This window comes from Acinetobacter sp. ANC 7912, assembly GCF_039862785.1.
GTDB lineage: Bacteria > Pseudomonadota > Gammaproteobacteria > Pseudomonadales > Moraxellaceae > Acinetobacter > Acinetobacter thermotolerans.
The window spans coordinates 1,124,965-1,150,057 of sequence record NZ_CP156795.1 but is presented as its reverse complement, the minus strand read 5'-3'; the positions used below and the strand labels follow the sequence as shown (position 1 = coordinate 1,150,057).

At 44.4% G+C, this 25,093-nt stretch carries 23 protein-coding genes; 14 read left to right on the top strand and 9 right to left on the bottom strand.

All coding sequences use genetic code 11. The features are described 5' to 3' along the window. Positions 1–5: 5 nt before the first annotated feature. Both ABEF84_RS05680 and ABEF84_RS05675 read left to right on the top strand, forming a co-directional pair. The gene (locus ABEF84_RS05680) at positions 6–1,751 is read left to right on the top strand and encodes a GTPase (protein ID WP_347473792.1); all 1,746 of its coding nucleotides are present in this window, start codon (positions 6–8) and stop codon (positions 1,749–1,751) included. Then, complete coding sequence (locus ABEF84_RS05675; protein WP_347453814.1) at positions 1,733–3,949, top strand: EAL domain-containing protein; 2,217 nt, start codon at positions 1,733–1,735, stop codon at positions 3,947–3,949. The genes ABEF84_RS05680 and ABEF84_RS05675 overlap by 19 nt, the downstream gene beginning before the upstream one ends. A gap of 91 nt (positions 3,950–4,040) precedes the next feature. Here ABEF84_RS05675 and rpmE read toward each other — a convergent pair whose 3' ends face one another. The 4 genes from rpmE to ABEF84_RS05655 form a co-directional block, all read right to left on the bottom strand. Next, on the bottom strand, positions 4,041–4,265 hold the full coding sequence (gene rpmE / locus ABEF84_RS05670; RefSeq protein ID WP_004971624.1) for a 50S ribosomal protein L31: 225 nt from the start codon (positions 4,263–4,265) through the stop codon (positions 4,041–4,043). A 200-nt stretch (positions 4,266–4,465) separates the two neighbouring features. After that, entirely contained in the window at positions 4,466–5,446 is a 981-nt protein-coding gene (locus ABEF84_RS05665) for a bile acid:sodium symporter family protein (RefSeq protein ID WP_034588574.1), read from the bottom strand. Between the two features lie 150 nt (positions 5,447–5,596). Continuing rightward, a complete protein-coding gene (gene gloA, locus ABEF84_RS05660; RefSeq protein ID WP_034588571.1) occupies positions 5,597–5,998 on the bottom strand; it encodes a lactoylglutathione lyase in 402 nt (133 codons plus the stop codon). A gap of 1 nt (position 5,999) precedes the next feature. Continuing rightward, positions 6,000–8,162: an AmpG family muropeptide MFS transporter gene (locus ABEF84_RS05655; RefSeq protein WP_034588568.1), complete on the bottom strand. Its 2,163-nt coding sequence runs from the start codon at positions 8,160–8,162 to the stop codon at positions 6,000–6,002. 194 nt (positions 8,163–8,356) lie between these two features. Here ABEF84_RS05655 and ABEF84_RS05650 point away from each other — a divergent pair, with 194 nt between their 5' ends. After that, complete coding sequence (locus tag ABEF84_RS05650) at positions 8,357–11,035, top strand: Lon protease family protein (RefSeq protein WP_034588565.1); 2,679 nt, start codon at positions 8,357–8,359, stop codon at positions 11,033–11,035. 85 nt (positions 11,036–11,120) lie between these two features. Here the strand turns inward: ABEF84_RS05650 and grxD are convergent, their stop codons facing one another. Next, positions 11,121–11,462: a Grx4 family monothiol glutaredoxin gene (gene grxD, locus ABEF84_RS05645; RefSeq protein ID WP_034588563.1), complete on the bottom strand. Its 342-nt coding sequence runs from the start codon at positions 11,460–11,462 to the stop codon at positions 11,121–11,123. Between the two features lie 199 nt (positions 11,463–11,661). On the opposite strand from grxD, the gene ABEF84_RS05640 reads away from it, so the two are divergent. Continuing rightward, entirely contained in the window at positions 11,662–12,873 is a 1,212-nt protein-coding gene (locus ABEF84_RS05640; protein WP_034588561.1) for an aspartate aminotransferase family protein, read from the top strand. A gap of 65 nt (positions 12,874–12,938) precedes the next feature. On the opposite strand, the gene ABEF84_RS05635 is transcribed toward ABEF84_RS05640, so the two are convergent. The 3 genes from ABEF84_RS05635 to surE all read right to left on the bottom strand — a co-directional run bounded on the left by ABEF84_RS05635 (position 12,939) and on the right by surE (position 15,687). After that, the gene (locus ABEF84_RS05635) at positions 12,939–13,868 is read right to left on the bottom strand and encodes a LysR family transcriptional regulator (protein WP_347473791.1); all 930 of its coding nucleotides are present in this window, start codon (positions 13,866–13,868) and stop codon (positions 12,939–12,941) included. 91 nt (positions 13,869–13,959) lie between these two features. Next, on the bottom strand, positions 13,960–14,802 hold the full coding sequence (locus ABEF84_RS05630; protein WP_347453813.1) for a peptidoglycan DD-metalloendopeptidase family protein: 843 nt from the start codon (positions 14,800–14,802) through the stop codon (positions 13,960–13,962). A gap of 114 nt (positions 14,803–14,916) precedes the next feature. Continuing rightward, complete coding sequence (surE, locus tag ABEF84_RS05625) at positions 14,917–15,687, bottom strand: 5'/3'-nucleotidase SurE (RefSeq protein ID WP_034588555.1); 771 nt, start codon at positions 15,685–15,687, stop codon at positions 14,917–14,919. A 116-nt stretch (positions 15,688–15,803) separates the two neighbouring features. Here surE and ABEF84_RS05620 point away from each other — a divergent pair, with 116 nt between their 5' ends. From ABEF84_RS05620 to ABEF84_RS05600, 5 genes are all read left to right on the top strand, one after another. Further along, complete coding sequence (locus tag ABEF84_RS05620) at positions 15,804–16,175, top strand: MCR_0457 family protein (protein ID WP_034588553.1); 372 nt, start codon at positions 15,804–15,806, stop codon at positions 16,173–16,175. Positions 16,176–16,347: 172 nt separating this feature from the next. Then, entirely contained in the window at positions 16,348–16,728 is a 381-nt protein-coding gene (locus ABEF84_RS05615; RefSeq protein ID WP_034588551.1) for an MCR_0457 family protein, read from the top strand. Positions 16,729–16,854: 126 nt separating this feature from the next. Next, positions 16,855–18,003 (top strand): D-alanyl-D-alanine carboxypeptidase PBP5/6, encoded by a 1,149-nt coding sequence (gene dacC, locus ABEF84_RS05610; protein ID WP_034588549.1) that lies wholly within the window; start codon positions 16,855–16,857, stop codon positions 18,001–18,003. A gap of 103 nt (positions 18,004–18,106) precedes the next feature. Then, a complete protein-coding gene (locus ABEF84_RS05605; protein ID WP_034588595.1) occupies positions 18,107–18,637 on the top strand; it encodes a gamma carbonic anhydrase family protein in 531 nt (176 codons plus the stop codon). 76 nt (positions 18,638–18,713) lie between these two features. Beyond that, positions 18,714–19,493, top strand: coding sequence for a DUF4262 domain-containing protein (locus ABEF84_RS05600; protein ID WP_034588548.1), 780 nt, complete (start codon positions 18,714–18,716; stop codon positions 19,491–19,493). A 40-nt stretch (positions 19,494–19,533) separates the two neighbouring features. Here ABEF84_RS05600 and ABEF84_RS05595 read toward each other — a convergent pair whose 3' ends face one another. Beyond that, on the bottom strand, positions 19,534–20,049 hold the full coding sequence (locus ABEF84_RS05595; protein ID WP_347453812.1) for a DUF1543 domain-containing protein: 516 nt from the start codon (positions 20,047–20,049) through the stop codon (positions 19,534–19,536). Positions 20,050–20,137: 88 nt separating this feature from the next. Here ABEF84_RS05595 and ABEF84_RS05590 point away from each other — a divergent pair, with 88 nt between their 5' ends. The 5 genes from ABEF84_RS05590 to purB all read left to right on the top strand — a co-directional run bounded on the left by ABEF84_RS05590 (position 20,138) and on the right by purB (position 25,046). Further along, positions 20,138–20,785 carry an IS1595-like element ISAcra1 family transposase gene (locus ABEF84_RS05590; RefSeq protein WP_347473790.1) on the top strand — a complete coding sequence of 216 codons (648 nt, stop codon included), beginning with the start codon at positions 20,138–20,140 and terminating at the stop codon, positions 20,783–20,785. Positions 20,786–21,232: 447 nt separating this feature from the next. Further along, positions 21,233–21,718: an NUDIX hydrolase gene (locus ABEF84_RS05585; RefSeq protein WP_034581756.1), complete on the top strand. Its 486-nt coding sequence runs from the start codon at positions 21,233–21,235 to the stop codon at positions 21,716–21,718. A 4-nt stretch (positions 21,719–21,722) separates the two neighbouring features. Then, positions 21,723–22,862 (top strand): tRNA 2-thiouridine(34) synthase MnmA, encoded by a 1,140-nt coding sequence (gene mnmA / locus ABEF84_RS05580; protein WP_034581758.1) that lies wholly within the window; start codon positions 21,723–21,725, stop codon positions 22,860–22,862. A 7-nt stretch (positions 22,863–22,869) separates the two neighbouring features. Continuing rightward, on the top strand, positions 22,870–23,601 hold the full coding sequence (gene hflD / locus ABEF84_RS05575; RefSeq protein ID WP_034581789.1) for a high frequency lysogenization protein HflD: 732 nt from the start codon (positions 22,870–22,872) through the stop codon (positions 23,599–23,601). Between the two features lie 56 nt (positions 23,602–23,657). Further along, entirely contained in the window at positions 23,658–25,046 is a 1,389-nt protein-coding gene (purB, locus tag ABEF84_RS05570; protein ID WP_347453811.1) for an adenylosuccinate lyase, read from the top strand. Positions 25,047–25,093 lie beyond the last annotated feature (47 nt).

Sequence of the window (25,093 nt, the reverse complement as noted above, 5' to 3'; positions counted from 1 at the left end):
AATAAATGAGTACACATCCTTCAGATATTTTTCAGATACCGACGGAACTTAAACTGGATCAACTGAGTTTTTGCCCATCTAATGTGAAAGCTTTGCAGGAATGGGTGTCCGGAATTTCAATCCTGCAACTAGGTAACTCTTCTAAAGCACTCTTCAATGCACTGCTGGAAATATCTGAACTGAAGTGCTCGGAAACCTTACGTTTTGACCTGATTCAGGCACTACACCCAACATTAGAAAATGTCCTGACCAGTCTGGAAAAACACTTCATCAATCAAGGACTGATTACCACGGATCGCAATGACCAGATCATTGAACTGGCGATGCTGCTACGCAGTCATTTTGCCAAGGCCTATATCGACATTGCCAAACGCTGTGACCATGAACTGAATAACAGCAGTTTTTCGCTGTTTAAAATGGGCCGTAAAAAAAGTCTGACCACGGCGCGGATGGTGTCGATTTACTATGCCCTGCAACAACTCAGCCTGCTGCTGTATCAACAGCACATGCTCTATGGCAAACCGGTATTGGGCCAATGGCTGGCTGCACATCAACTGCTCGAAATTGCGATGCAGAACAACTTCCACCAGACCAATATCAATCAGGTCTTGGGTACCCAGCATGAGCTACAAAATATTGCGCAGGCTTATACACAACTGATCCTGCTGGATATTTTCAATACTCACCAGATTCGTCCGGCAGAAATTCAGGGCTTGTACCTATGCAGCTTTGACTGGGCAAAACTGGTGCAGATTCTGCCAAAAGAAACCACGCTGTCCCGTTACGTGGTAGATAGCAGCAAGGACCTCCCACCAGTTTATAACTCACGTCTGGCTGATCATTTCAAACCAAGCATTTATATTGCTACCCAGAGCCTGATGGAACATCTGGCGGGTACACAAACTAAAAATGCCCAGTATCTGTCACGCAATGAAAAACTGTTCCTGACCCCGGCACTACATTTCCATATCTATAACCTGCTGACGACGACCATGGAACGTCGTCATGAGCGTTATGAATATTCAGCGCATATCAATATCTGCTTCGGTCTGTCAGTTGCCCACTTCTATCTGTCTAAAGGCAAGAACTTCCAGGAAACCCTGGATATTGATGGCAGTTTCCGCTTCCAGAATGAAAGCAATATGGTTAGCTCAACTGAAAGCCCTGTAGCGGGTGGCTTAGGGCATTTAAAAGCACTAGATCGCGAAGCCAAGCAAATTTATCATGCGGAAGTGCTGGATATCAGCGTGAATGGTTACCGGATTAAATGGACGGGATTCACCCCACCCAATTTAAAAACCGGTGAATTCATTCTGGTACAGGAAAATGCCCAAAGCCAATGGCGCGGTGGTGTGGTGCGCTGGATCAAGCAGTCGACTGAAAAGAGTCTGGAGCTGGGCCTGGAAATTCTGGCCCATGACATGTTCCCATGCGCGGTCTATGCACGGACTGACCGTAATGTCAAAAATTACCAGCCGGCCTTACTGGTACAAACCACGCAGCTGGATCAGATCTCGAATAGCATTATCGTATCAGGTGTACAGAATTACCGGGAAAAACAGACCATTCACCTGCGTGTGGATGGCCATGAAATGAAGATTTATCTGACCAAAGCACAGCTGATCACGCAAAGCTTTATTCGTTTTGAATACGAATTATTGAACGATCAAGAAGAACAGATCATTAAGAACTTTATTCATAAGCAGATGAATGAAATCAATAATCACGATTTATGGGAAGCATTGAAGTGAGAAATCCATTATTGTCCAAGAAGTTAAAACGTACCGAGACACGTTTGCTGATTATTGATGACAACCAGATTCGTTTTAACCAGATTCGTGATCTATTAACGGGGAATGAATATCAGGTCGATGCCGTACTGCTGGATGACCTGCAGAATTTTGAAAAACAGTTGAACTTCAACTGGGATCTGATCATTTTCGGTCGCGCCTATGATCTGAAATATGAACAGGCGTTAAGCATCGTAAGGCTGTCCAAACAACCGGATCTGCCAATGATTCTGCTGAAACCCGAAGATTATCAGCCAGAGCAATACGCGGATTACATCCGTAAAGGTATCTATGACATCCTGAATCTGGATTACCCGGATCGTTTCTATGTCGGACTGGTGCGTGCCCTGTCCTTTAGCCGCATGAATCAGACTCAGCAGCATTTGCTGGAAGAACTGGAAACCGTACAAATCCAGGCCCAATCTTTGGTTGAAGACAGCAATAAAGCGGTCGCGACCATTCAGGAAGGGATTCATATTCAGGCCAATGACGACTACCTGAAATTATTCGGCCTGAAATCTGAAGACGAAATTATCGGCTTGCCTCTACTGGACTTACTACAACCTGAAGAACTAAACGAGTTTAAAACCCGTTTTAAAAAGATTTCTCAAGGCCAGTTTGAGCTGGGTGGTTTCGAAATTCACTCTAATAATCCAAGTGTTGCCGCAGCCAATCCGTTGAAACTGGAATTTTTAGCCTCTACCAGTGAAGAAGATGCACTGCAGCTGACCATTGATTCAGCCAATGCACAAAGCAGCGCCTCTGCTGAAAAATCGCCTAGCAAGCCAAACCCGTTACAGCTATTGAAACGCGAGCTCACACGTGAGCCGGCTGCAGCTAATGCTCTCATCACCTTCTCTTTTGCAGCGTATGAACCACGTATTCTCAATGCCGATTGGGAAACTTATATGGGTTACTTCAATAATATTGAAGCTTTCCTAAAAGAACAGACCCGTATTCCATTATTTAAACTGGAACATGATGTACTGGTTGGCGTGATTCAGGCGGATTCACAGGAAATTCTGGAATCTAAACTGGTTGGATTGGCCTCCCTGAGCAAACCTCAGTTAATTCAGGTGAATCAGCAGGACTATTCATTTAATTTACGTATCGGTCATAGCAAAATTGATGCGAAGCTTGAGGAAGCTCAGTTAGAGCAATCAATTGCCCGCGCCTTCTCAACGCCATTACCCGTTCAACAGCAATCCTCTGAATTCGTGCTGGATATTCCGGCAGAAACTTTGGCGAAAACTGAAGCAGCTCCAAGTCTGGAATTCAGTATCGCTGGTTCAGCTACTTTGGCTGCAGCACCTGCAGAAACTCCAACGCCTGAAAAAGCTCCAACGCCTGCACCTGCTGCCACAATTCCCCCAGTCAGCCCGGCAGCAACCGCTGCACCAGTGGCCATGCCAGGTTCCATCCTGCATGCCCTGCGTCAATGTCTGGAGCGTGGCGAGATTCATCTGAAATACCAGCAACTGTACGACAAAGAAGATACCAACCTGTACACATATGAAGTGACCAGCGGTTTTATCTTTGAAAACAAATGGCAGGATATTTCCAAGATTCTGGAACTGAATGAGGAGGATGAGCTATCCATCAAGCTGGATCGCTGGATTCTGGTTGAGTCCTGCAAACAGTTGCACAACTTCATTACCCAGTATCCAGATGCACGTCTGATCGTCAATCTAAACCGTGCAGTACTGTTTAAAGACCGTACCTTCCCTGAATTTATTTCCAAGTTGATTACGATTATTCGCAGTAAACTGCAGCATCCACTGACCCTGCAATTTGCTGAAGAAGATATCTTGCTAAATCGTGAAGATGCACAGAAATACCTCCGCATCTTGCGTGATCATGGCGCGGAAATCTCGATTCGTGAATTTGGTCATTCAATGTACAGTGAAATCCTGCTGCGTGAGATGGATACCAATATGGTGACCATCCATCCTGAGCTGGCTACAAAACTGAATACCAAAACTGAAGAACTGCAGGAAAAAATTTCTGGCTTCCTGGAAATCAAGCCAGTCAATGTATTGCTGCGTGAACTAAATGATATGACCTCATTTGCCAATGCATGGAATGTCGATGCCCGCTTTATCCAGGGCGATTACTTCCAGAAAAAACTCGATCATCTGATTGATGTACAGGAGCGTTAAGCTCCTGTACCGGGCCTGAAGTTTGGTAATTAAAGAGCCAAATTTCAGACACAAAAAAACGGGCATATTGCCCGTTTTTTCATTTTGGGTATTAACGTTTGATAGAACGTGACATACCAGCAAAACGTTGTTTGAACTTGTCGATACGACCGCCAGTGTCAACGTTCTTTTGCTTACCAGTGTAGAATGGGTGGCAAGCTGAACATACGTCTAGGTAAAGAGTTTCTTTACCAACAGCTGAACGAGTTTCGATCACGTTACCACATGAACAAGTAGCAACTAGTTTTTCATATTTTGGGTGAATATCGGCGCGCATGGTCGATTCTCCATAAAGATCAAGAAGGTTTTGCTGTCATCGCAATTGATCACTCTCAGACTACTGAGGAAGGCTAAAACCGAAGCTTCAGCAGATCAACACCATAACAGACCATTCTTTTGGCCCACCGAGACGATTCCGTCAGAGCTAAGCACAACAAGTTGGGCAGTATTATACGTGAAACAATGTCAAGAAGCGAATTATTCTTCGCTTTTGATTTCAATCTGTTTCGACCACATATTGGCAATAATGCCACACACCATCAGCTGGATCTGGTGAAAGATCATGATTGGCAGAACGATCATGCCCAATGGCTGACCGATAAAAAGAATCTGCGCCATCGGTACGCCACTGGCTAAGGTCTTTTTCGAACCGCAAAAGAAAATGGTTTTCTGATCCGACTTATCAAAGCCCATCCAGCGTGGCACGAAAATCGTCAGCACCATTACGAGGGTTAATAACACGGAACAAGCCAAGATTAATAAGAATAAAGTCGATAAGCTGACCTGATGCCACAAGCCTGCCACGACAGCGCTACTAAAGGCACCATACACCACCATCAAGATCGAGCTCTGGTCAAAGAATTTCACCAGCTTCGGCATTTTCTTCATGTACGGAAATACCCATGGACGCAGAATCTGCCCCAAGATAAATGGCACTAGCAGCAATAAGGTAATCTGGATAATCGAAGCGGTTGGATCAAAGCCATGCTGGGATTTTCCCAGAATAAAAAATGCCACCAACAATGGGGTAATAAACATCCCGATAATATTGGAAAAAGAAGCACTACAAACTGCACCTGCGACATTACCCTGCGCTACTGAAGTAAAGGCAATTGACGACTGCACCGTAGATGGCAGGAAACACATAAACAGGAAGCCCCAGTACAGTTCCTGCCCTAACATGGGTACCAACACGGGTTTCGCAAGCAACCCAAGAATCGGGAACAAGGCAAAGGTAAAAGCAAATACTAGCGTATGCAATTTCCAGTGCATTAAACCTTCAATCACTGCTTCACGGGACAGTTTAGCACCATGCAGAAAGAATAGGACTGCAATTGCCACAGTGGTAATGGTGGAGAAAATTTCCGCTGCCTGTCCGGACACCGGAGCAAAGCTGGCAAGTATCACCATGACAAACAGCAGTACGGTAAATCGGTCCAATGCCAACAGCTTAAGCATGTGCCTTTATCCCTCGAATTTTATTGTTTGATATAAAAATGCCCGGCTATCTTAACAGATTCCGGGCATTTCATTACTGTAATGATCACTTGAATTCATGATCTTAGATCATATCTCCAAATAAACATTACAGCATTATTCACGTGTCACTTAGTTATTACGTGCGTTGTGGTCTTGCTGGATCAGCTCGATCTTGTAACCGTCTGGATCTTCTACAAAGGCGATCACAGTGACACCACCTTTCATTGGGCCAGCTTCACGCACGACTTTACCACCACGAGCTTTAATTTCTTCACACGCTTTATAGGCATTATCCACCGCAATGGCAATATGACCATAGCCATTACCCAAGTCATACCTTTCTGTATCCCAGTTATGGGTCAGCTCAAGCACGGTATTGTTGTCTTCATCGCCATAGCCAACAAATGCCAATGTGAAACGACCTTCTTCATAATCACGCTTACGAAGTAAAGTCATACCAAGCACTTCAGTATAGAACTCTAAAGAACGTTCCAGATTGCCTACACGTAGCATGGTATGCAGCATGCGCATATTATTCATCCTTATTGCTAGATTGTTGTTGGTGTTCACCGAGCAGCTTTCCGACCCAAACCACCAGAATCAGGATGGGAATCCCGATCAATGTGGTCATCAAGAAGAAGTTCGGATAACCGATATTGGTCACTATAGTACCTGAATATCCACCTAAAATCTTAGGAGTTAGGGTCATCAATGAGCTAAAAATCGCATATTGAACTGCGGTAAAAGACACACTGGTTAGACTGGACAGGAAAGCAATAAAAGCAGCACCGGCCAGACCGGCTGCCAGGTTATCCACGATAATGGCAAAATATAGCCAGGCATTACTATATGGCTTGATCACCTTACCGCTAATTTCGATATCTTTGGGATTTGCTGGATCGACTGCTGCCAATGGCTGAATATCCACATCCAGAGATTTGCCATTTTTCTCAGCAGCATTGGTCTGATAGACATGTGTAACCTGTTGCAGTGCAACATCACCATTCATCAATACTGCGCTGATCAGATGCGCTGGTGCATTTTTCAGCTTCTCAGCCGGAATCGCTGCTGTAAATACCCCCTGATCTTCCAGCTGGGCATCAAAGCGTTCATCATTCAGTTCATAAATAATTTTTTGCTTGTCGTTTAATGGCTGACCTAAGTATTGACCACGCACCACAATGCTGCCATTTTCATTGGCATACAGCTGGTTGTCACTGGTAATCGGTAAAATATGCAGCTGGGTATAGCCAGTTTTTTGCATTAAATATGGCATGCTCAGCTGAACTGTATTATCTACATCAGCAGCATTGGCATACGATGCCTGTACCTGAATTTGTTTTCCTGTTGCCAGTACCTGAGCCGGAACACTCACTTTCCAGTAGCCGACATCATCAGTTTCAGCCTGATAATGCTGCCGCCCGACCTGTACATCAACTGGATTGAGCTTTTGACCGGATTTGACCAAACCAATAAAAATCAGATTGGTTGAACTCGCCAGAATCGCACCGACAAACATCAGTTTCATGATGTTCATCTTCTGGGCTAATAAACCGCCAAGGAAACCACCTAAAAGTGAGAAAATCACGCCATAGACTTTCACCGCTTCAGCAATCTGTTCCTTGCTAAAATTCAGGTCCTGATAGAACACATTGGAAATGACGCCAGCAATAATATCGGAAACTCGGTAAAAACCGATTAACAATAACAACACCAGTGCCAGTTTCAGACCATAGCGCTTAAAGAAGTCCGCGACCGGATTGACCCAGGTTTCATAGGCCATTTCCCGGTTTACGGCACCCATTTTTACCAGGGTACTACCCACGGCAAATGCCACTGCACCTGAACCAATAAAACGTAAAGACTCAAGCCCAAACAAGGCAAACGTGTCAGTAATGGCTAGCTGTTCGGTGACCATACTGACCAGATTGCCTGAGTAAACATAACTCAGCACAAAGCTGATCACTGAGACAAAGAACACGCCGATCAGACGGAAATAATCACTACGGACATATTCCTTATATACCCGATTAACTTGTGGCTCACGAATCGACAAGGTGGTGATAATTCCCACCAGCATCACAGCCGCCATGGCAAGATAGGTCCACTTCCAGGCATCGTAGATATAGTTACCTTTCGCGGTACCTAAATAAGCGGCGAGAAACAGTGCCCCTGCACCAGCCACGATCATCCCGATGCGATAGCCAGCGTTATAGGTCGAAGCCAGTACGGTTTGCATCTGGGTTTCGGCCAGCTCAATACGATAGGCATCAATCACGATATCCTGGGTGGCTGCCGAGAAACCGAGCAAGACTGCACCGAACGCCATCTGTTGTAGATGCGATTGTCCCAAAGCTGGATCTGACATTGCCATGATACAAATCGCACAGACAATCAGGATCTGGGCGATCAACAGCCAGGCTCGACGGCGTCCCAAGGCTTTGGTCAGGAATGGTACCGGCAACTCGTCAATGAGCGGTGCCCAGACAAATTTAAAAGAATAACCCAATGCCGCCCAACTAAAGAAAGTCACTGCACTTTTACTGATTCCCGCCTCTCCGAGCCATAGCGACAGGCTTGAAAAGATCAGGAGAATTGGCACACCGGCTGAGAAACCCAGAAACAGCATGATCAGCGCACGCCGATCCAGGAATGCTGTAAAGGCGGATTTCCAGCCCCTTGTTTGTGTTGTCATTGCTTTATTATTTTCCAGAAAATTCCAGTAGTGCTATTCAATCCTTTAATACAATATCTTTCAACCAGAATTACGGTTTTCTGTTTCAGGCTAATTTATTTTTACAGCAAAAGCGATATGTCGGCTTGAATTTTGCAGTTAATCCTGTATACCTTAATCGTATACATGCACCATTTCGTTTTGGACTTTAAACAGTGACCCAAAGACTCGATCAAATTCATTCAACTATTACAGCAAACACGATTACGACTACAACGCCACTAGAAAACCCAGCTGAATTATTAAAATCGGCATTTGAACAAAGCGAAATACAGCCTACTTTAGAACAGACGCGCCTGAAACCGAATGAACTGACCCGTATTCCGAACATGGATACGATTCCGGCATCAACCAAGCGTATCAAGCCATTGAATAATTTCCTGGGTCAGGACCGTGCGCGTGCCTCAGTCGAAGCTGGTATTGCCCTGCCATATTCTGGCTATAACATTTTTGCGGTGGGCACAGCCGGTCTGGGCAAACGCACCATGGTGAAACGTTTGCTGCAGCAACATGCCAAGGAAGCGCCAACACCATCTGACTGGGTTTATGTCAATAATTTCCAGAACCAGCGTCAACCGATTGCCCTGAAATTTCCAAGCGGCCAAGGTCCCAAATTCCAGACTATGCTGCACCAGAGTTGGCAGACTATTCTAAAACAATTAGAACGACGCTTTACTGCAGAAACCTATCACAACCGCATTGAAAACATCCGCCAGCAAACGGGAGATGAACAGCAACAAGCACTGATCGAACTGACTCGTGAAGGTGAAGAATACGACCTAAAACTGGTGTCACGCAATGATGAACACTGCTTCGTCCCTGTGCATGTCATTGATAACAAATTACAGGAAATGACCCAGGACGAGCTGAATTCACTAAGCAATAAAGATCGTGCCGAAATTGCAGCCAATATCCGTTATATGGATAAGAAGCTGGAACGTCTCGGTCTGCATCTGGGAAACCTGGAAGATGATGCTCGTGACAAGGTACAGGTACTGAATCGTGACATTGCCAAGCAGGTCGTATTGCCACGCATGGAACAGATTCTGGCGAAATACAAAGATGTCGAAGGTCTGGATAAATACCTAAAACACTATGCCGAAGACATTATTAACAATGTCGAGATTGTGCTGGAACAGGAAGAAGATGACTTTATGCCAGGCCTATTTAGCCGTGTTCCCGCACGTTATCAGGCCAATGTGCTGGTGACCCATAAACCGAACAGCGGCGCACCGGTGATTTTTGAAGATTTCCCGACCCATTACAACCTGCTCGGTCATGTGGAACAGCTGACCCAAAACGGTACTATTACCACGGACTTTACCCTGATTCGTCCCGGTTCGATGCATAAAGCCAATGGCGGCTTCCTGATGATTGAAGCCGAACAGCTACTCGAACAACCATACGCATGGCAAGGTCTGAAACGTGCGCTTAAATCTGGTCAGTTGAAACTGTCTTCACTAGAACATATGCTGACCCTGACCGGCAGTATCTCCATTGAACCCGCGGCGATTCCACTGGATATCAAGATCGTGCTGCTGGCAGAACCGGAAATTTATTACGAGATTCTGGAGCTGGAACCTGAGCTCGGTAGTATCTTTAAAATCCGCGCTGACTTTACAGATACATTACAACGTAATGACGAAAATGAGCAGGCTTATATGCAGCTAATCGCGGATTATGTGCAGGCCGACAAACTTCTGCCATTTGACCGTAGTGCACTGGCTGCCCTGCTGACCGATTCCAGCCGTCAGGCCGAAGACCAAAGCTCATTGTCCTTACATGCCCTCACTTTGGGTGACCTGATCCGTGAAGCCCATCATCATGCGCATAAAGCAGGTGACAAGATGGTGTCAGAAAAACATGTCAACACGGCACTGGATCACCGCAAATACCGCTTAGGCTATTTGCGTGAGCTGTACTGGCAGGATCTGAAACGCGGTACCCAGTTGATTGAAACCCGTGGTCATCGCTTGGGTCAGATCAATGCCCTTTCCGTGATTCATTATGCAGATGTCGAATTTGGTCTGCCTTCACGCCTGACGGCTTCAGTCTATCAAGGCGGCGGTGACATTCTGGATATTGAACGCAGTGTCGAACTTGGTGGTTCACTACATGCCAAAGGCGTATTGTTGATGGCTTCCTTCTTGAAAGCACATTTTGGCCGTGAACAATTGCTGCACTTCTCTGCCGCACTGGCCTTTGAACAAAGCTATGGTCAGGTTGATGGTGACAGTGCCACTGTCGCAGAACTATCGGCGTTGATCTCTGCGATTAGCCAATTACCAATTGATCAGTCCTGGGCAATTACCGGTTCCATGAACCAGCTTGGTCAGGTACAACCCATTGGTGGTGTAAATGCCAAGATCGAAGGCTTCTACGATGCCTGCAAACTGCAAGGTTTGACTGGCAAACAAGGTGTGATTATTCCTCGCCAGAACATGCAGCATCTAATGTTGCGTAAAGATGTGATTGCTGCGGTTGAAGCCGGTCAGTTTCATATCCATGCCATTGATACCATTGATCAGGCCCTTGAAATCCTGATGGCACGTCCGGTTGGCACCATGGACAAAAAAGGCCGCTACAGCAAGAACTCGATCTATGCCGCGGTGATGGAACAGCTGGAATACTGGCAGGCGCTGGAAGATGGTGCCGAGCTGGAAGAAGAGCCAAAGAAAAAGAAAAAAAAGAAGAAAAAGAAAAAAGATAAAGCTGTCGTGAAAGAAGTGACTCCAGATCCGGATACACTGGCCGAAGTCCTGATTGCTGAATCAAAAGTGATAGAAGCTGAAACTCAGGAATCGGATAATGGAGATGATCAGGCAGCATCTTGATGCTGCCCTCTTCTTATATTCTGGGCATAAAAAAGCGCTTCTATCAAAGCGCTTTTTTATTGATTCAAATCAGCTTGGCACTAAATTAAGCTTCAGGTGCTGGGCTGTATTGTTCGATCAACGGTTGTAATTCGCCTTTCTGGAACATTTCAAGCATGATATCACTACCACCGATTAGCTCACCATTTACCCATAGTTGTGGGAATGTAGGCCAGTTTGCGATACGTGGCAGAGTTGCACGAATGTCAGGGTTTTCCAGAATGTTGACATAAGCAAATGGACGACCAATTTGACTGAGTGCTTCAACCGCACGAGCAGAAAAGCCACACTGTGGGAATTGTGGTGTGCCTTTCATATATAGAAGTACTGCGTGTTTGGCAATTTGGTCACGAATTAACGCTTCTGTATCGCGTGCTTGTTCAGTCATTGATATATCCTCAATAAATCTGCCTCGCATTATACTCAAATTCCACTAAAACAGTATGTCTAAAACAATATTTCATGTTTTATTTACATTTCAGCTTTTAATCTGTTTGAGATTTTGCTTATATAGAACCTTTCATATATGTCTATATATGGCATCTTTGAAACCTATTTTCAATCCACCTAACAGATAAGAGTTAGTCATGAACAACATTACCCTTGCTCCTGTGCAAACTGATCAACCTTCACACTTAATGCCGGTATTTGGCCGTCAGCCGATCAGTTTTGTCCGAGGACAAGGTGCTTATCTTTATACTGAAGATGGTACTGAGTACCTGGATGCTTTGACCGGTATCGCAGTATGTGGTCTGGGCCATGCCCATCCGGTGATTGCGGAAGCAATTGCAGAACAGGCAGCAACATTGATCCACACCAGCAACCTGTTTGAAGTGCCTTGGCAAACCGCGGCTGCACAGAAACTGGCTGAAGTCTCTGGCATGGAAGAAATCTTCTTCTCTAATAGTGGTGCTGAATCCAATGAAGGTGCGATCAAAATCGCACGTAAATTTGGTCACATGCAAGGCATCGCTACACCAAAAATTATTGTAGCAGAACATTCCTTCCACGGTCGTACTTTAGCGACCCTGTCTGCAACGGGTAACAAAAAAGTTCAGGAAGGCTTTGCCCCACTGGTTGAAGGCTTTATCCGTGTACCATTTGGTGATATCGAAGCAATTGAAGAAGCTGCGATCAACCATCCTGAAATCGTTGCCGTATTTGTGGAACCGATCCAAGGTGAAGGTGGTGTCAATACTGCACCTCAAGGTTTCAGCTATCTAGAAGAAATCCGTCAAATCTGTAATAAACACAACTGGCTGATGATGCTGGACGAAGTACAAACAGGTAATGGCCGTACTGGTAAATACTTTGCTTACCAACACACCAACATCGTGCCAGATGTCCTGACTACTGCCAAAGGTCTGGGCAATGGCTTCCCGATTGGTGCAGTCATGACCCAAGGCCGTGGCGTTGGTGTCCTAACTGCAGGTAACCATGGTTCGACTTATAGCGGTACTGCACTGGGTTCACGTATCGTTTACACCGTGATCGATATTATCCAGAAAGAAAACATTGTTGAAAATGCCGCTGAAAAAGGCGCATATATTGTTGAGCAATTCCGTAACAAACTGGCTGACCAAAATGTAACAGTACGTGGTTTTGGTCTGATGATCGGTATTGAACTACCTAAACCATGTGGTGATCTGGTTGATATCGCACGTGATCAGTACAAAACCATTATTAATGTCACTTCTGGCAATGTGGTTCGTCTGTTACCTACCCTGAACATCACGCAGGAACAGGCTGACCAGCTGGTGGATCGTGTGGTAACCATTATCAAGGATTATCTGGCTTAATTTTTAAAGTCAGAGCAATAAAAAAGCCGCTTGATGCGGCTTTTTTTATTTGGAATTCTGTGCAGTTATGATGCAATTTGCAACAAACGTCCCCCAGCAAGCTGGCTAAAATATTGTTGTAAAGTATCAAGACAACGAAGAATTTTTGTCGGTTGTTGTTCACGTTTTGGCAGTACTGCATACAGTGTTAATGCTGGTAATTTCCATTCCGGCAGCACTTCTACCAAAGCACCGTTAACTAAATCTTTTTGTACATCTAGATAAGGCATGCGGGCAATGGTATTGCCGTTGAGACACAGCGACTGAGCGGCCAGACTGCTGTTGGTATTCAGACGTGAAGCCAGTTCCAGTTCAACTTTTTGCGCTGTATTGACATGCTGGAAACTGAACTGCTGATGATTTTTTAAATAGTTCAGCGAAACAACCTCATGATGTTTCAGATCATCCGGCTGTGCGATGAGGGTAGACTTGTTAATGTAGCTGGGTGCAGCAACGAGTAGCTGTTCAATCTGAATCAGTGGCACCAGCTGAACATTGCTGTCATCAATCTCTTGATCCAGACGCAATTCGATATCAACACGACCATCCAGCAATTCTGCCTGCTGGTCACGGGTTTCAAACTGAACAGACAGACCACGATGTGCAGTTAGCCAGTGTGACAGTGCAGGAATTACATGCATAGAACACAGTTCTGCAGATGCCGCGATACGCAGTTCACCCACTAAATCATCACGCAGCTCATTAATGCGGACTTTGCCACGCTCTGCAGCGGATAGCATTTCCTGACAGCTATAGAAAAAAGCCTGACCTGCTTCAGTCAAACTCAATTTTCGTGTGGAACGGTTTAATAGAATGACTTCCATATCCTGTTCCAGCGAACGAATCTGCTGGCTCACTGCACTGGTTGTAATTCCCAGTTCTCGTGCAGCTCCGCTAAACGAGTTCTTTTCTACAACACAAGCAAATACACCCATTGCTCGAAGTTGGTCTAACATAAATTCCCCTCTAAACTTATGAGGTGCCCCATCTTTTGATAAAAGCAACTCATTGTATTATACGGTGAATTTTTGCTTTTGCATTATTTATTTAATTATTTGGTAAAATAGTTGCCGGGTTCACCGGTTTACCATCCAAACGTACCTGGAACTCAAGCATAGTACGGGTTGTACCACTTGAACCCATCTCGGCAATTTTTTGACCAGCCGTTACATTTTGCCCACTTTTTACGTTAAGTTTACTGTTATGTGCATAAGCAGTGATGTAACCGTTAATGTGCTTGATCAGTACCAGATTACCATATTCTTTTAGGCCATCTGCTGCATATACCACCTGCCCATCTGCTGCGGCAAAGACTGGATCGCCAGCATTACCACCATAACGGATTCCCTTAACATTCGAAGCCAGATTAAAGGCCTGTAACACTGGACCATTCGATGGTTTTACCCAACGTAAGCTAGTGACTGGTGCCGGAGTAACGGTTGGCGCAGGAGTCGCCACTTTAGGTGCGGTCGTCTGTTTAGCCACCGTCGTTGTCGTACTTGGTTTGGTTGTAGGTGTTGTGGTTGGCACCGCAACAGTTTGACGCTGGATCGGTGCTGCAGATTCAACACTTTGTGTCGTCGCGCTACGTTTGGTATTTTTCAGGCGGATCGATTGCCCGACATAGATGCGATATGGCTCAGGAATGTCATTCATTTCTGCAATGCTGAGATAGCTAAGACCATAACGCGCTGCAATCCCGCTTAAGGTATCACCGGAACGAACCGTATAGAAATCCGGAGCTGCCGCATAACGCGCTGAATTGTGCACATAAGGTTTAGTCGCACATCCTGTGATGATAAGCGATGAAATCACTGCTGACGTGAGAAACAGGGTTTTCATCATGCCTGCAGGCACAGCAATAAAGCGTTTTGGTGACACCAGGAACATTATTTTCCTCTCTAACATCTATACGGTTGCAAAAACCCGATAAGATTAGCAAAAATTCACAACGAAAAAGGTTGCTATATCAAACTATTCACAAAGTTATAACATTCCCCAGATTTAATTTAAAATCTGGTCCTGCAAATCGTGAAGTACGTCATAGTTTGTGGCATCCATCTGAATTGGGGTCACACTCACATAGCCATTGGCGATGGCAAAAAAGTCAGACTCCACCTGAGTCCCTTTATGTTTTGGCATCGCCACCGCTTCACCCGACAGACCAATCCAGTACACCTGACGTCCACGTGGATCGACATGGCTGGTAATCGGTTTGGACTGGCTACGACGTCCCTGGAAAGTAACCTTGGTACCTTTTAATTCACTTAGGTCGGGAATATTCACATTAAAAATATGGCGTTCAGGCAAGATCGGCAACCCACCGACAATAAAGTCATGTACCCATTGCGCTGCAACACGGTAATCTTCTGGTGAGGTATAAGAACGAACGTTTTGACCACATAAAGAGACTGCTAATGCAGGCTGTTTAGCCAGGCGACCTTCAAATGCGGCACCTACCGTACCGGAATACAGCACATCGTCCCCCAGATTGGCTCCGCTGTTGATACCGCTGACTACCAGATCGAACTCGACATCAAACAGTCCATTCATAGCCAGATAAACACAGTCCGCTGGTGTACCATTTACTGCCCAGACATCAGGAGAGATTTGAATCGGTCGCAATGGGCGATCCAGGGTTAAAGCACTGGAAAATCCGCTACGTTCACTTTCAGGTGCCACAATCACCACGCGGCCCAGTGGTTTTAAAGCCTGTGCCAACGCCTGAATACCTGGAGCAAAGACGCCATCATCATTCGAAATTAAAATATTCACTCAACATTCCCATACCTGTCCCCGAAAAAATGACTGGTGGGGACAATAATTTGTATTAGCCCAAGAATTATATATATTTATGCTTCAACATCCATCTTTAAAATATGCGGTTCAACATGCTAAAAAAATCTCTTGGGGTAACTGCTGCAGCCTTTGCCATGGCTGCTGGTTTAAGCACAGCTGCTTTCTCAGCTGCAAATCTCTCTGCCGAAGTCGATCTGACTATCAAGGAAGATCTGGCGTCAGTGCAAGTCCTGACCGAAGTGTGTCCGGGTATTGTCGGCAAAAATGCCAAGCTGGATCAGAATGTTCAGAAACTGGTAACCCAATACCTGTCTGACTACTCTGACAAATCCATGACCTATGACAAAATCCAGTCTGATGCCGAATATCAGTCGGTACTTCAGGATGCACGTGCCGAAGCCAAACACACAGCGAAAGACGAGCAGCAAGCCATTTGTAATGACCTGATCTCACAAGACCTTTAAGTTTGCTGTTTTAAGTAGACTGATCAGGACGATGCTTAGCCATCGTCCTACCTTTCCTTTTTTTTACTTATCTCTTGATTATTCCATTTCCTTACATTTTTACTCTTTTCATTCCAGAAAATTTGATTAATCTAGGCCTATCCCCGTTGTTATTTTGAGCTTCTGATTTTCAATGAAACAAACACTTATTAAGACTTTCGCTATTTTGGGTATTTCATCTTTAAGTTTATTGAGTATGCAAAGCCATGCGGCCGATGCCAATGTTGAGGTGACACCAGAAAAAGTCACCCATCAGGAATTGGCTGCTATTTATGTCCTTTCAGAAATCTGTCCAGCGATGGTCCAAGATCAGGACAAATTTAATGCAGGTTATCAGCAACTGGTCAAAGAATATCTGCCAGAGCAAAAAAATCCGGTTCAAGCCCTAAATCAGCTCAGTAAAGAGCGAAAATTCCAGCCAATTTTGAAAGAAGCACAACAAGATGCGCAAAAAGCTGGAGCACAGAAAAATCAAGCGATTTGTACAGAATTAACCACTTACAGTAAATCCTGATTTATTTCGTCCGATAAGTCGAAAATACCTGTGAAATAAGCCTCTCTGACCCGTAGAAGTCCGTCTAGCTTTGTCCTAAAATGCTAGGCTCTTCGTGCTTACATCAAGAAACTGGAACTAACTAGAATGACCCCAAAAACCGCCCTTGCTGCACTCCTCCTTGTACCCGGCTTCAGCTATGCAGCAACAGTGTTATCTGCTCCACCAGAATTAAATAATAAATCTTATGTACTGATGGACTTCGAAACTGGGCAAATCCTCGCTGCTAAAAATGAAAATGAGAAATTAGCACCAGCTTCAATGACCAAAATGATGACCAGTTACATCATTGAACAGAAGTTGTTAAGCGGTGAACTGACTGAAGATGAAAAAGTACGTATGAACGAATCAGCATGGTGCCGTGGCAGCAGCGCTGAATCTTGTATGTACGTTCCGTTAAATGGCACAGCAACAGCACTTGAGATGCTGCGCGGTATCATCATCCAGTCAGGTAACGATGCGTCTAAAGCTATGGCTGAACATATTGCAGGGAACGAAGGCACCTTTGCACATATGATGAACCAAGAAGCACAACGTATCGGCATGACCAATACGCACTTTATCAATGCAACCGGTATGCCTGCAGAAGGTCATTACTCGACTGCAAAAGATATGGCGACGCTGGCACAGCACATCATCAAGGACAGTTCAAAATACTATCCAATCTACTCTGAAAAAGAGTTTACTTTTAACGGGATTAAGCAAGGTAACCGTAATGCCCTGCTGTATACTGACCCAAGCGTAGATGGTCTGAAAACTGGTCATACTGATGAAGCGGGTTACTGCCTGACCACTTCTGCAAAACGTGGTCCAACTCGCCTGATCTCAGTGATTTTTGGCGCGCCATCTATGAACGAGCGTGCATCACAAACACGTGAATTGCTGGCTTGGGGTTATGCAAACTTCGAAACCAAAAACATTCAACCTGCAAAACAGGTTTTAGCGAAATCTAAAGTCTGGTTTGGTAAAGACAAAGAAGTTCAGATCGGTCTGGCTGAAAACTTCAACGTAACTATGCCGAAAGGCCAAGCCAATGCCATCAAGACTCAGCTGGTAGTTCAACCGAAACTGACTGCACCGTTAAAACAGGGTCAAGTGGTAGGTAAATACATCGCGACTTTAGATGGTAAAGTGATTGCTGAAAAACCGCTGGTAGCACTAAAACCTGTTGAAGAAGCTGGTTTTATTTCACGTCTGCTAGATCATATCAAGCAATTCTTTAGCAACTTGTTCTAATCCTCATTTGACAGATTAGTTCAGACTAAAGCAGAAGCACACATTCCTCGAATGTGTGCTTTTTTATTTTATAATGCCCTTAAAATTTCAGGATGATACTGCCATGAGCCACAACATTCGACCTTATCTGGATACCACACCGCAAATTGCGGCTTCCTGTTATATCGACACGATGGCTGTAGTCGTGGGTGATGTGGTACTGGGTGAAAATGTGTCGGTCTGGCCTTTTGCCGTGGTCCGTGGCGATGTCAATCATATCCGCATCGGCAAGAACTCGAATGTGCAGGATCATGCCATGCTACATGTCAGCCACAAGAAAGCCGACAAACCGGAAGGTTCACCTCTGATCATCGGGGAAGATGTCACCATTGGCCACCATGTCACCTTACATGGCTGTACCATTGGCAACCGGGTTCTGATCGGGATTAACAGTATTATTCTGGATGATGTGGTGATTCCGGATGATGTAATGATTGGTGCCGGAACACTGGTACCACCGGGCAAAGTCTTAGAAAGTGGCTGGCTCTATATGGGCAGCCCAGCCAAAAAAGCCCGTCCATTAACTGAAAAAGAACTGGCATTTTTACCCTATTCTGCCCAGAACTATGTGAAGGTTTCCAGAAATTATAAATAAACCTGAGACAATTTTATTTGTCGAACTCTGAAATCTTCTGTATGTTGATCAGCAAATAATTCAAAGAATAAAAAACATGCCACATACAGAAGAACATCATTGCCCGGATCGTAATGCCTTATTACAGCAAACCAGACAGAATATTCAGCAATATGGCGTGCAGATCATTTCCATCATGCATACGGATTACTCCCCACCGTTTAGTTATAGCATCGGGCTTTATGAAAAATACCAGCATCCGGAAATTATCTGTTTTGGCCTGCCCGCCAAACTGAGTAAAACCATTCTGAATCATGTCGCTGAGATCATTCGACAAGGTCAGCGCATTCAGCTTAACAACACTTATCCCAACATCTTTTTTAAAGAAAGCCGCTGCAAGTTTTTAAAAGTTGACCGTCGAAATATCGCAGATTATTTCGGTGTTGCATTAAATTATTATCAGGATAGAGAGTTTCCAGCCTTACAAATGGTCTGGACCGATCGTAATGATAAATTTCCTTGGGAAGAAGGCTTTGAGGAAGTTTTTGAATATGACCAGCCTTTGCTGGACCGAAATGCCGATTTTAAATTCCGTGAACCACGACATTTAGGGATTTATACGACCAAACAATGGCTGGAACAGAATCAGCCGATAGTCACCGTACTACATGAACGCGACGGTGACTGGCAGTTTTTAACAGCCGAACCTTTGGCTGAGGATGACTATATACTGGTGGGATTAGAGCACATGATTCAACGTGACCCGACTTTAAATGAAGTGTTTGATCTGCAATATGGAGAGGCAGCAGACCGGAAATTTATTGGTGATGAATGGGTGGTTACAGAATTAGAGGATGATGATCAGCTTGCCGGTTAAAGATAAAAATGGCTACCTCAAAGGATGTAGCCATTTTTAATTACGGAATAATCAGATAATCATTTTTAAAGCTGTTTGGTTCAAAATCCCCTTCGACCAGATGCACAAATTTCTGATTAATTTTTTTTAACTCTAAACAGTCATCAACATCAATTACTGCATCGGTATGAGGTTTAAACCATGTTTTTTCGATGGCCAGTTTGCCTTGAGCTTTAGCCTCGGCTTTATCTTTTGCAGCCACGACTAAGTATTTATGAATCTCGCCAAACTGATCTGGCAGATATGCCCCCAGATTAATCAGGAACAGTTTTAAATCTTTATCTACAGGCGTATCCGCAATTTGAACCCGATAATTTTTGTCCTGATAGCTGACACCATTGATTTTCATCCAGCCATCAACATGCAGGCCTTTTTGCAGACCAAACCATTGTTCTCTTAAATATGGAAAAGCTGACTCTATATCTGAACTGATCACTAAAACTATATCATGCACTTCTACATTGGCTTTTTCATGTTTACCGCCCAATAAGGTGATGTAGAGATTGAGTTCAGACATGGGAGGTTCCTTTAAGGAATAAAATGATAGAGGTATCTTAAATCAATTAGGCTCTAGACTAGCAAAATGATTATATTAGTCTAGAATCATGATAGAAAACAGTAAATTAAGTCACTACAAGATTAAAAAAATTATTCAATGCTTTTGTGTTGATATTCCTGCTTCCAAAACAGCCTTATTACTCAATTTAAATCGTAATACGATTAACTATTGGTACATGCTTTTTAGAGAAACTATCTATGATCATCAAACAGATTTAAGAGCTAAGTTTGTTGCTTCAATAGAAGTAGATGAAAGCTATTTTGGAGCGAAAAGGCAACGTGGGTTTCATGGAAAGTTAAAGCGTGGTCGTGGGACTCTAAAACAGCCAGTATTTGGAATATTCGAACGTAATGGGCTCGTCTATACTGAAATCGTACCTGACTGTAAAATGAAGACTTTACAAGAGGTTATCATTGGTAAAGTTTCACTTGAGAGTGTGATTTATAGTGATGGATGGCGTGGCTATAATGGTCTTGTTGATGTGGGTTATTCAAAGCATTTTAGGGTAAATCACGGAGCAAATGAGTTTGCTAGAGGAGAATGTCATATAAATGGAATAGAATCATTTTGGAGCTTTTGTAAAAGAAGGCTAGCAAAGTTTAACGGCATATCAAAAGAGTACTTTGATTATCATCTTAAAGAAACTGAATGGCGTTGGATGAGGGAACCTAATGAGTTAGCAACTGAGCTGTGAAACCTCATTAGGTAAAATTAAGTGTAAATCTGCTAGTCTAGAGCCTCAGATATTACGATAAAGTTCGACATAAACTTAAAACAAAAAAATAGACTAAAAAGCAAACAAAGTAGAGTCAGTAGAATAAATAGAGTTTTTTTATACATACCTTAAGGCCTTATTCAATTTTAAGTAATTTCTAAAATCAATATTATACACGCTACAAGCAATTCATTTTTTATTTCATATAAATCAAAACATTACTTAACAAATAAAAGATCCATTTTACTGAATTTAGCTTCTTCGATGCTTTTCTATGTTTCATGTTTAAAACCTAGACAATATTTCGCAAAATCACTTATTTATTTAAAACTAGTAGAATTTTAGCCACCAAAGAAATTCCCTCCCTACATAGCCACCGCCCCCTAAATTTTGTAGAATACAGTTTTTATTCCATGGTGCTACTCTATGACCGCTTGGACTGCTCACGTCACTGTCGCAACTGTCGTCGAAAATAATGGAAAATTCCTGTTCGTTGAAGAACATACCGAAGGTGTAACTCACACCGTATTCAATCAGCCAGCAGGCCATGTCGAGGCAGGTGAAACCATCGTTGAAGCAGCCATTCGTGAAACCATGGAAGAAACCGGTTATCAGGTGAAAGTAACTGATCTCATTGGCATCTACACCTACACCCCGCCAATGTTCCCGGATCGTACCTATTTCCGTTTCTGCCTGCGAGCAGAAGTGATCAGCCATGATGAAAATGCAGAACTGGATACCGGGATTGTCGGTCCAGCGTGGATGACTTTAGATGAGCTGATTGAAACTGCTCGCGCGCGTAGTCCACTGGTGATCAAAGCCGTGCAAGATGCCCTTTCAGGTCAAAAATATCCTTTATCGCTCATTTACGAGCACCAAAATTCTCCCTTAATTTCAAATTTGGATGCCTAATCCTATGCAACAACGTGTCATCGTCGGTATGTCTGGTGGTGTAGATTCATCTGTGTCTGCAGCACTTCTACTTCAACAGGGTTATCAGGTTGAAGGTCTTTTCATGAAAAACTGGGAAGAAGATGACGGCACAGAATACTGTACGGCAATGGAAGACCTTGCCGATGCCCAAGCAGTCTGCGACAAGATCGGAATTAAACTGCATACCGCTAACTTCGCCATGGAATACTGGGATCGCGTATTCGAGCATTTCTTGGCTGAATATGCTGCGGGCCGCACCCCAAACCCGGATATTTTGTGTAATAAAGAAATTAAATTCCGTGCCTTCCTCGATCATGCCATCAACTTAGGTGCTGACTTTATTGCCACTGGTCACTACTGCCGTCGTAGTGAAACCATGACCAATTCACGTGGCGAACAATACGCACAATTACTGCGTGGTTATGACAATAACAAGGACCAGACTTACTTCCTGCATGCGGTGCATGGCCGTGAAATTAACAAGACCCTGTTCCCGGTCGGTGAAATCGAAAAGCCGCAAGTCCGTAAAATTGCAGCAGAATTAGGTCTGGCCACTGCCAAGAAAAAAGACTCTACCGGCATTTGTTTTATTGGTGAACGTCGCTTTAATGACTTCTTGAAGCAGTATTTACCAGCTCAACCTGGAAAAATTGTCCAGGAAGATGGTAAAGAGGTTGGTGAACACCACGGCTTAATGTACTATACGCTCGGTCAACGAGGCGGGATCGGTATTGGCGGTATGAAAGGCGCTGCAGAGGGTGCGTGGTTTGTACTACATAAAGATATCGAAGGTAACCGTCTGGTTGTGGGTCAAGGTCATGAGCATCCACTGATGCAAAGCACCATGCTTTGGAGTGAAGCAATTGACTGGGTGGCTGGTGAACAGGACATTCCTAAATCAGGTTTCCGCTGTACGGCGAAAACCCGTTACCGTCAACCTGACCAGGCATGTACAATATTTAAAGATCCTGAAGCACCAAATGGTGTTCGTGTCGAATTCGACCAGCCACAGCGCGCTGTGACTCCAGGTCAAAGCGTGGTGTTCTATTCAGGTGACGTATGTTTGGGTGGCGGTGTGATTCATCATACCAATGCACCAAAACCTGATTTTATTAAAGGATGAGATCGGCATGACGGAGTTACCATTTCAACAAGCCACAACGTTGAATGCTCGTCAAAACCGTGCTTTGGCGTTAGCGGGGGTTTTTCAGGCCACCCAGCTCACCCACATGACTGCCCTGACCGGACAGCAAAGTATTGGCGACACTGGTAATTTCTATTTTGAACAGCTGATTAAAGCCAGTCTGAACATCCGACCAAGCGGTACCTTGAATGTTCAGACCCTGGATTTCTTTAATCAGCTGGCCGATATATCGTTGGGATTAAAGACATTGGAAAGTTCGATTACCCAGCCTTTTGATACCGGGCCAAAATCCAGACTTCCGAAACTCTCCTCCACCAAACTGCCAATGTCCTATGCGATGGCACTTCTTCAGTTAGAAAAGAAGGTCTATAGCAATCCAAAATTCGTTGAAATCATTGAACAATCCCAGCAAAAAATTCTAAGACAGCTCTCCTTTTTCGATAATAACTACATGCACCCAAGCATCATTGCCAATCTCGCTCAAACCTATGTCGATACCGCCGGACAGATCAATCCGCGGATCATGGTGCGTGGCAATGCTGAAGCTTTTAAAGATTCTGGTCATACCAACCGCATCCGTGCTTCCTTATTTACTGGCCTACAGATGGCGCATTTATGGCGACAGCTCGGTGGCAGTTCCTGGGGCATGATCTTTGGCAAGCGCAAGCTGCTACAGGATATCCAAAATCTCGCACGCATACAGTTTCAGGTGGTCTAAGCCATGCTGTACGCGTATTTCGTTTTTCGTTTAATTCCAAAATTTAGGGAATCGATATGAACGCTTTAACTGCACTTTCTCCATTAGATGGACGCTACGCTAGCAAATGTGATGCGCTGCGCCCTTTTCTTTCTGAGTTTGGCTTAATCCATGCTCGTGTGACTGTTGAAGTGCGTTGGTTACAAGCGCTTGCCAACCGTCCTGAAATCACTGAAGTACCTCCTTTCTCTGCAGAAACTAATGCTGCACTAGATGCCATCGTTGCCAACTTCTCTGAAGAAGATGCCAACCGCATTAAAGAGATCGAACGTACTACTAACCACGACGTAAAAGCGGTTGAGTATTTCCTGAAAGAAAAAATTGCAGGAATTGAAGAGCTAAAAAATGCCGGTGAGTTCATCCACTTTGCATGTACTTCTGAAGACATCAACAACCTTTCTCACGCATTAATGCTGAAAAATGGTCGTGATGTGCTGGTTGCTTCTATGCAACAAATCATTGATTCGATCGTTGCTTTGGCTGAAACTCATGCTGAACAACCAATGCTGTCTCGTACTCACGGTCAAACTGCCAGCCCAACCACTTTAGGTAAAGAAATGGCAAACGTGGCTTACCGTCTGGCTCGTCAAATCAAACAGTTCAAAAATGTTGAGCTGCTGGGCAAAATCAATGGTGCAGTAGGTAACTACAACGCGCACTACTCTGCTTACCCAGAAATCAACTGGCCTGCTCACTCTCAAGCTTTCGTTGAATCTCTAGGTCTGACTTTCAACCCATACACCACTCAGATCGAACCACACGATTACATGGCGGAACTGTTCGATGCACTGCGTCGTTTCAACACTATCCTGATCGACTTCAACCGTGACGTATGGGGTTATATCTCACTGGGCTTCTTCAAACAAAAACTGAAAGAAGGTGAAGTGGGTTCTTCAACTATGCCGCACAAAGTAAACCCAATTGACTTCGAAAACTCTGAAGGTAACCTGGGTATTGCAAATGCCGTATTGGCTCATTTGGGCGAAAAACTGCCTGTTTCTCGTTGGCAGCGTGACCTGACTGACTCGACTGTTCTGCGTAACATGGGTGTTGGTTTTGCACAAAGCTTGATCGCATTTGAAGCTTGCCTAAAAGGTATTGGTAAACTGGAACTGAATGCGCAACGTATTCTTGAAGACCTTGATCACGCTCAGGAAGTTCTGGCTGAGCCAATCCAAACCGTAATGCGTCGTTACAACGTTGAAAAACCATACGAAAAACTGAAAGCACTGACTCGTGGTCAAGCCATGACTCGTGAAATGATGGTGAACTTCGTGAATGGTAACGAGCTTGAAGCGGTTCCTGCTGCAGACCGTGCTCGTCTGGCTGAACTGACTCCAGCAACTTACACAGGTAATGCTGCGGATCAAGCAAAACAAATCAAAGACCAGATCGCTAAAATCTAATTTAGTCATTCGACCAAAAGCGAAGCTCCGGCTTCGCTTTTTTATTT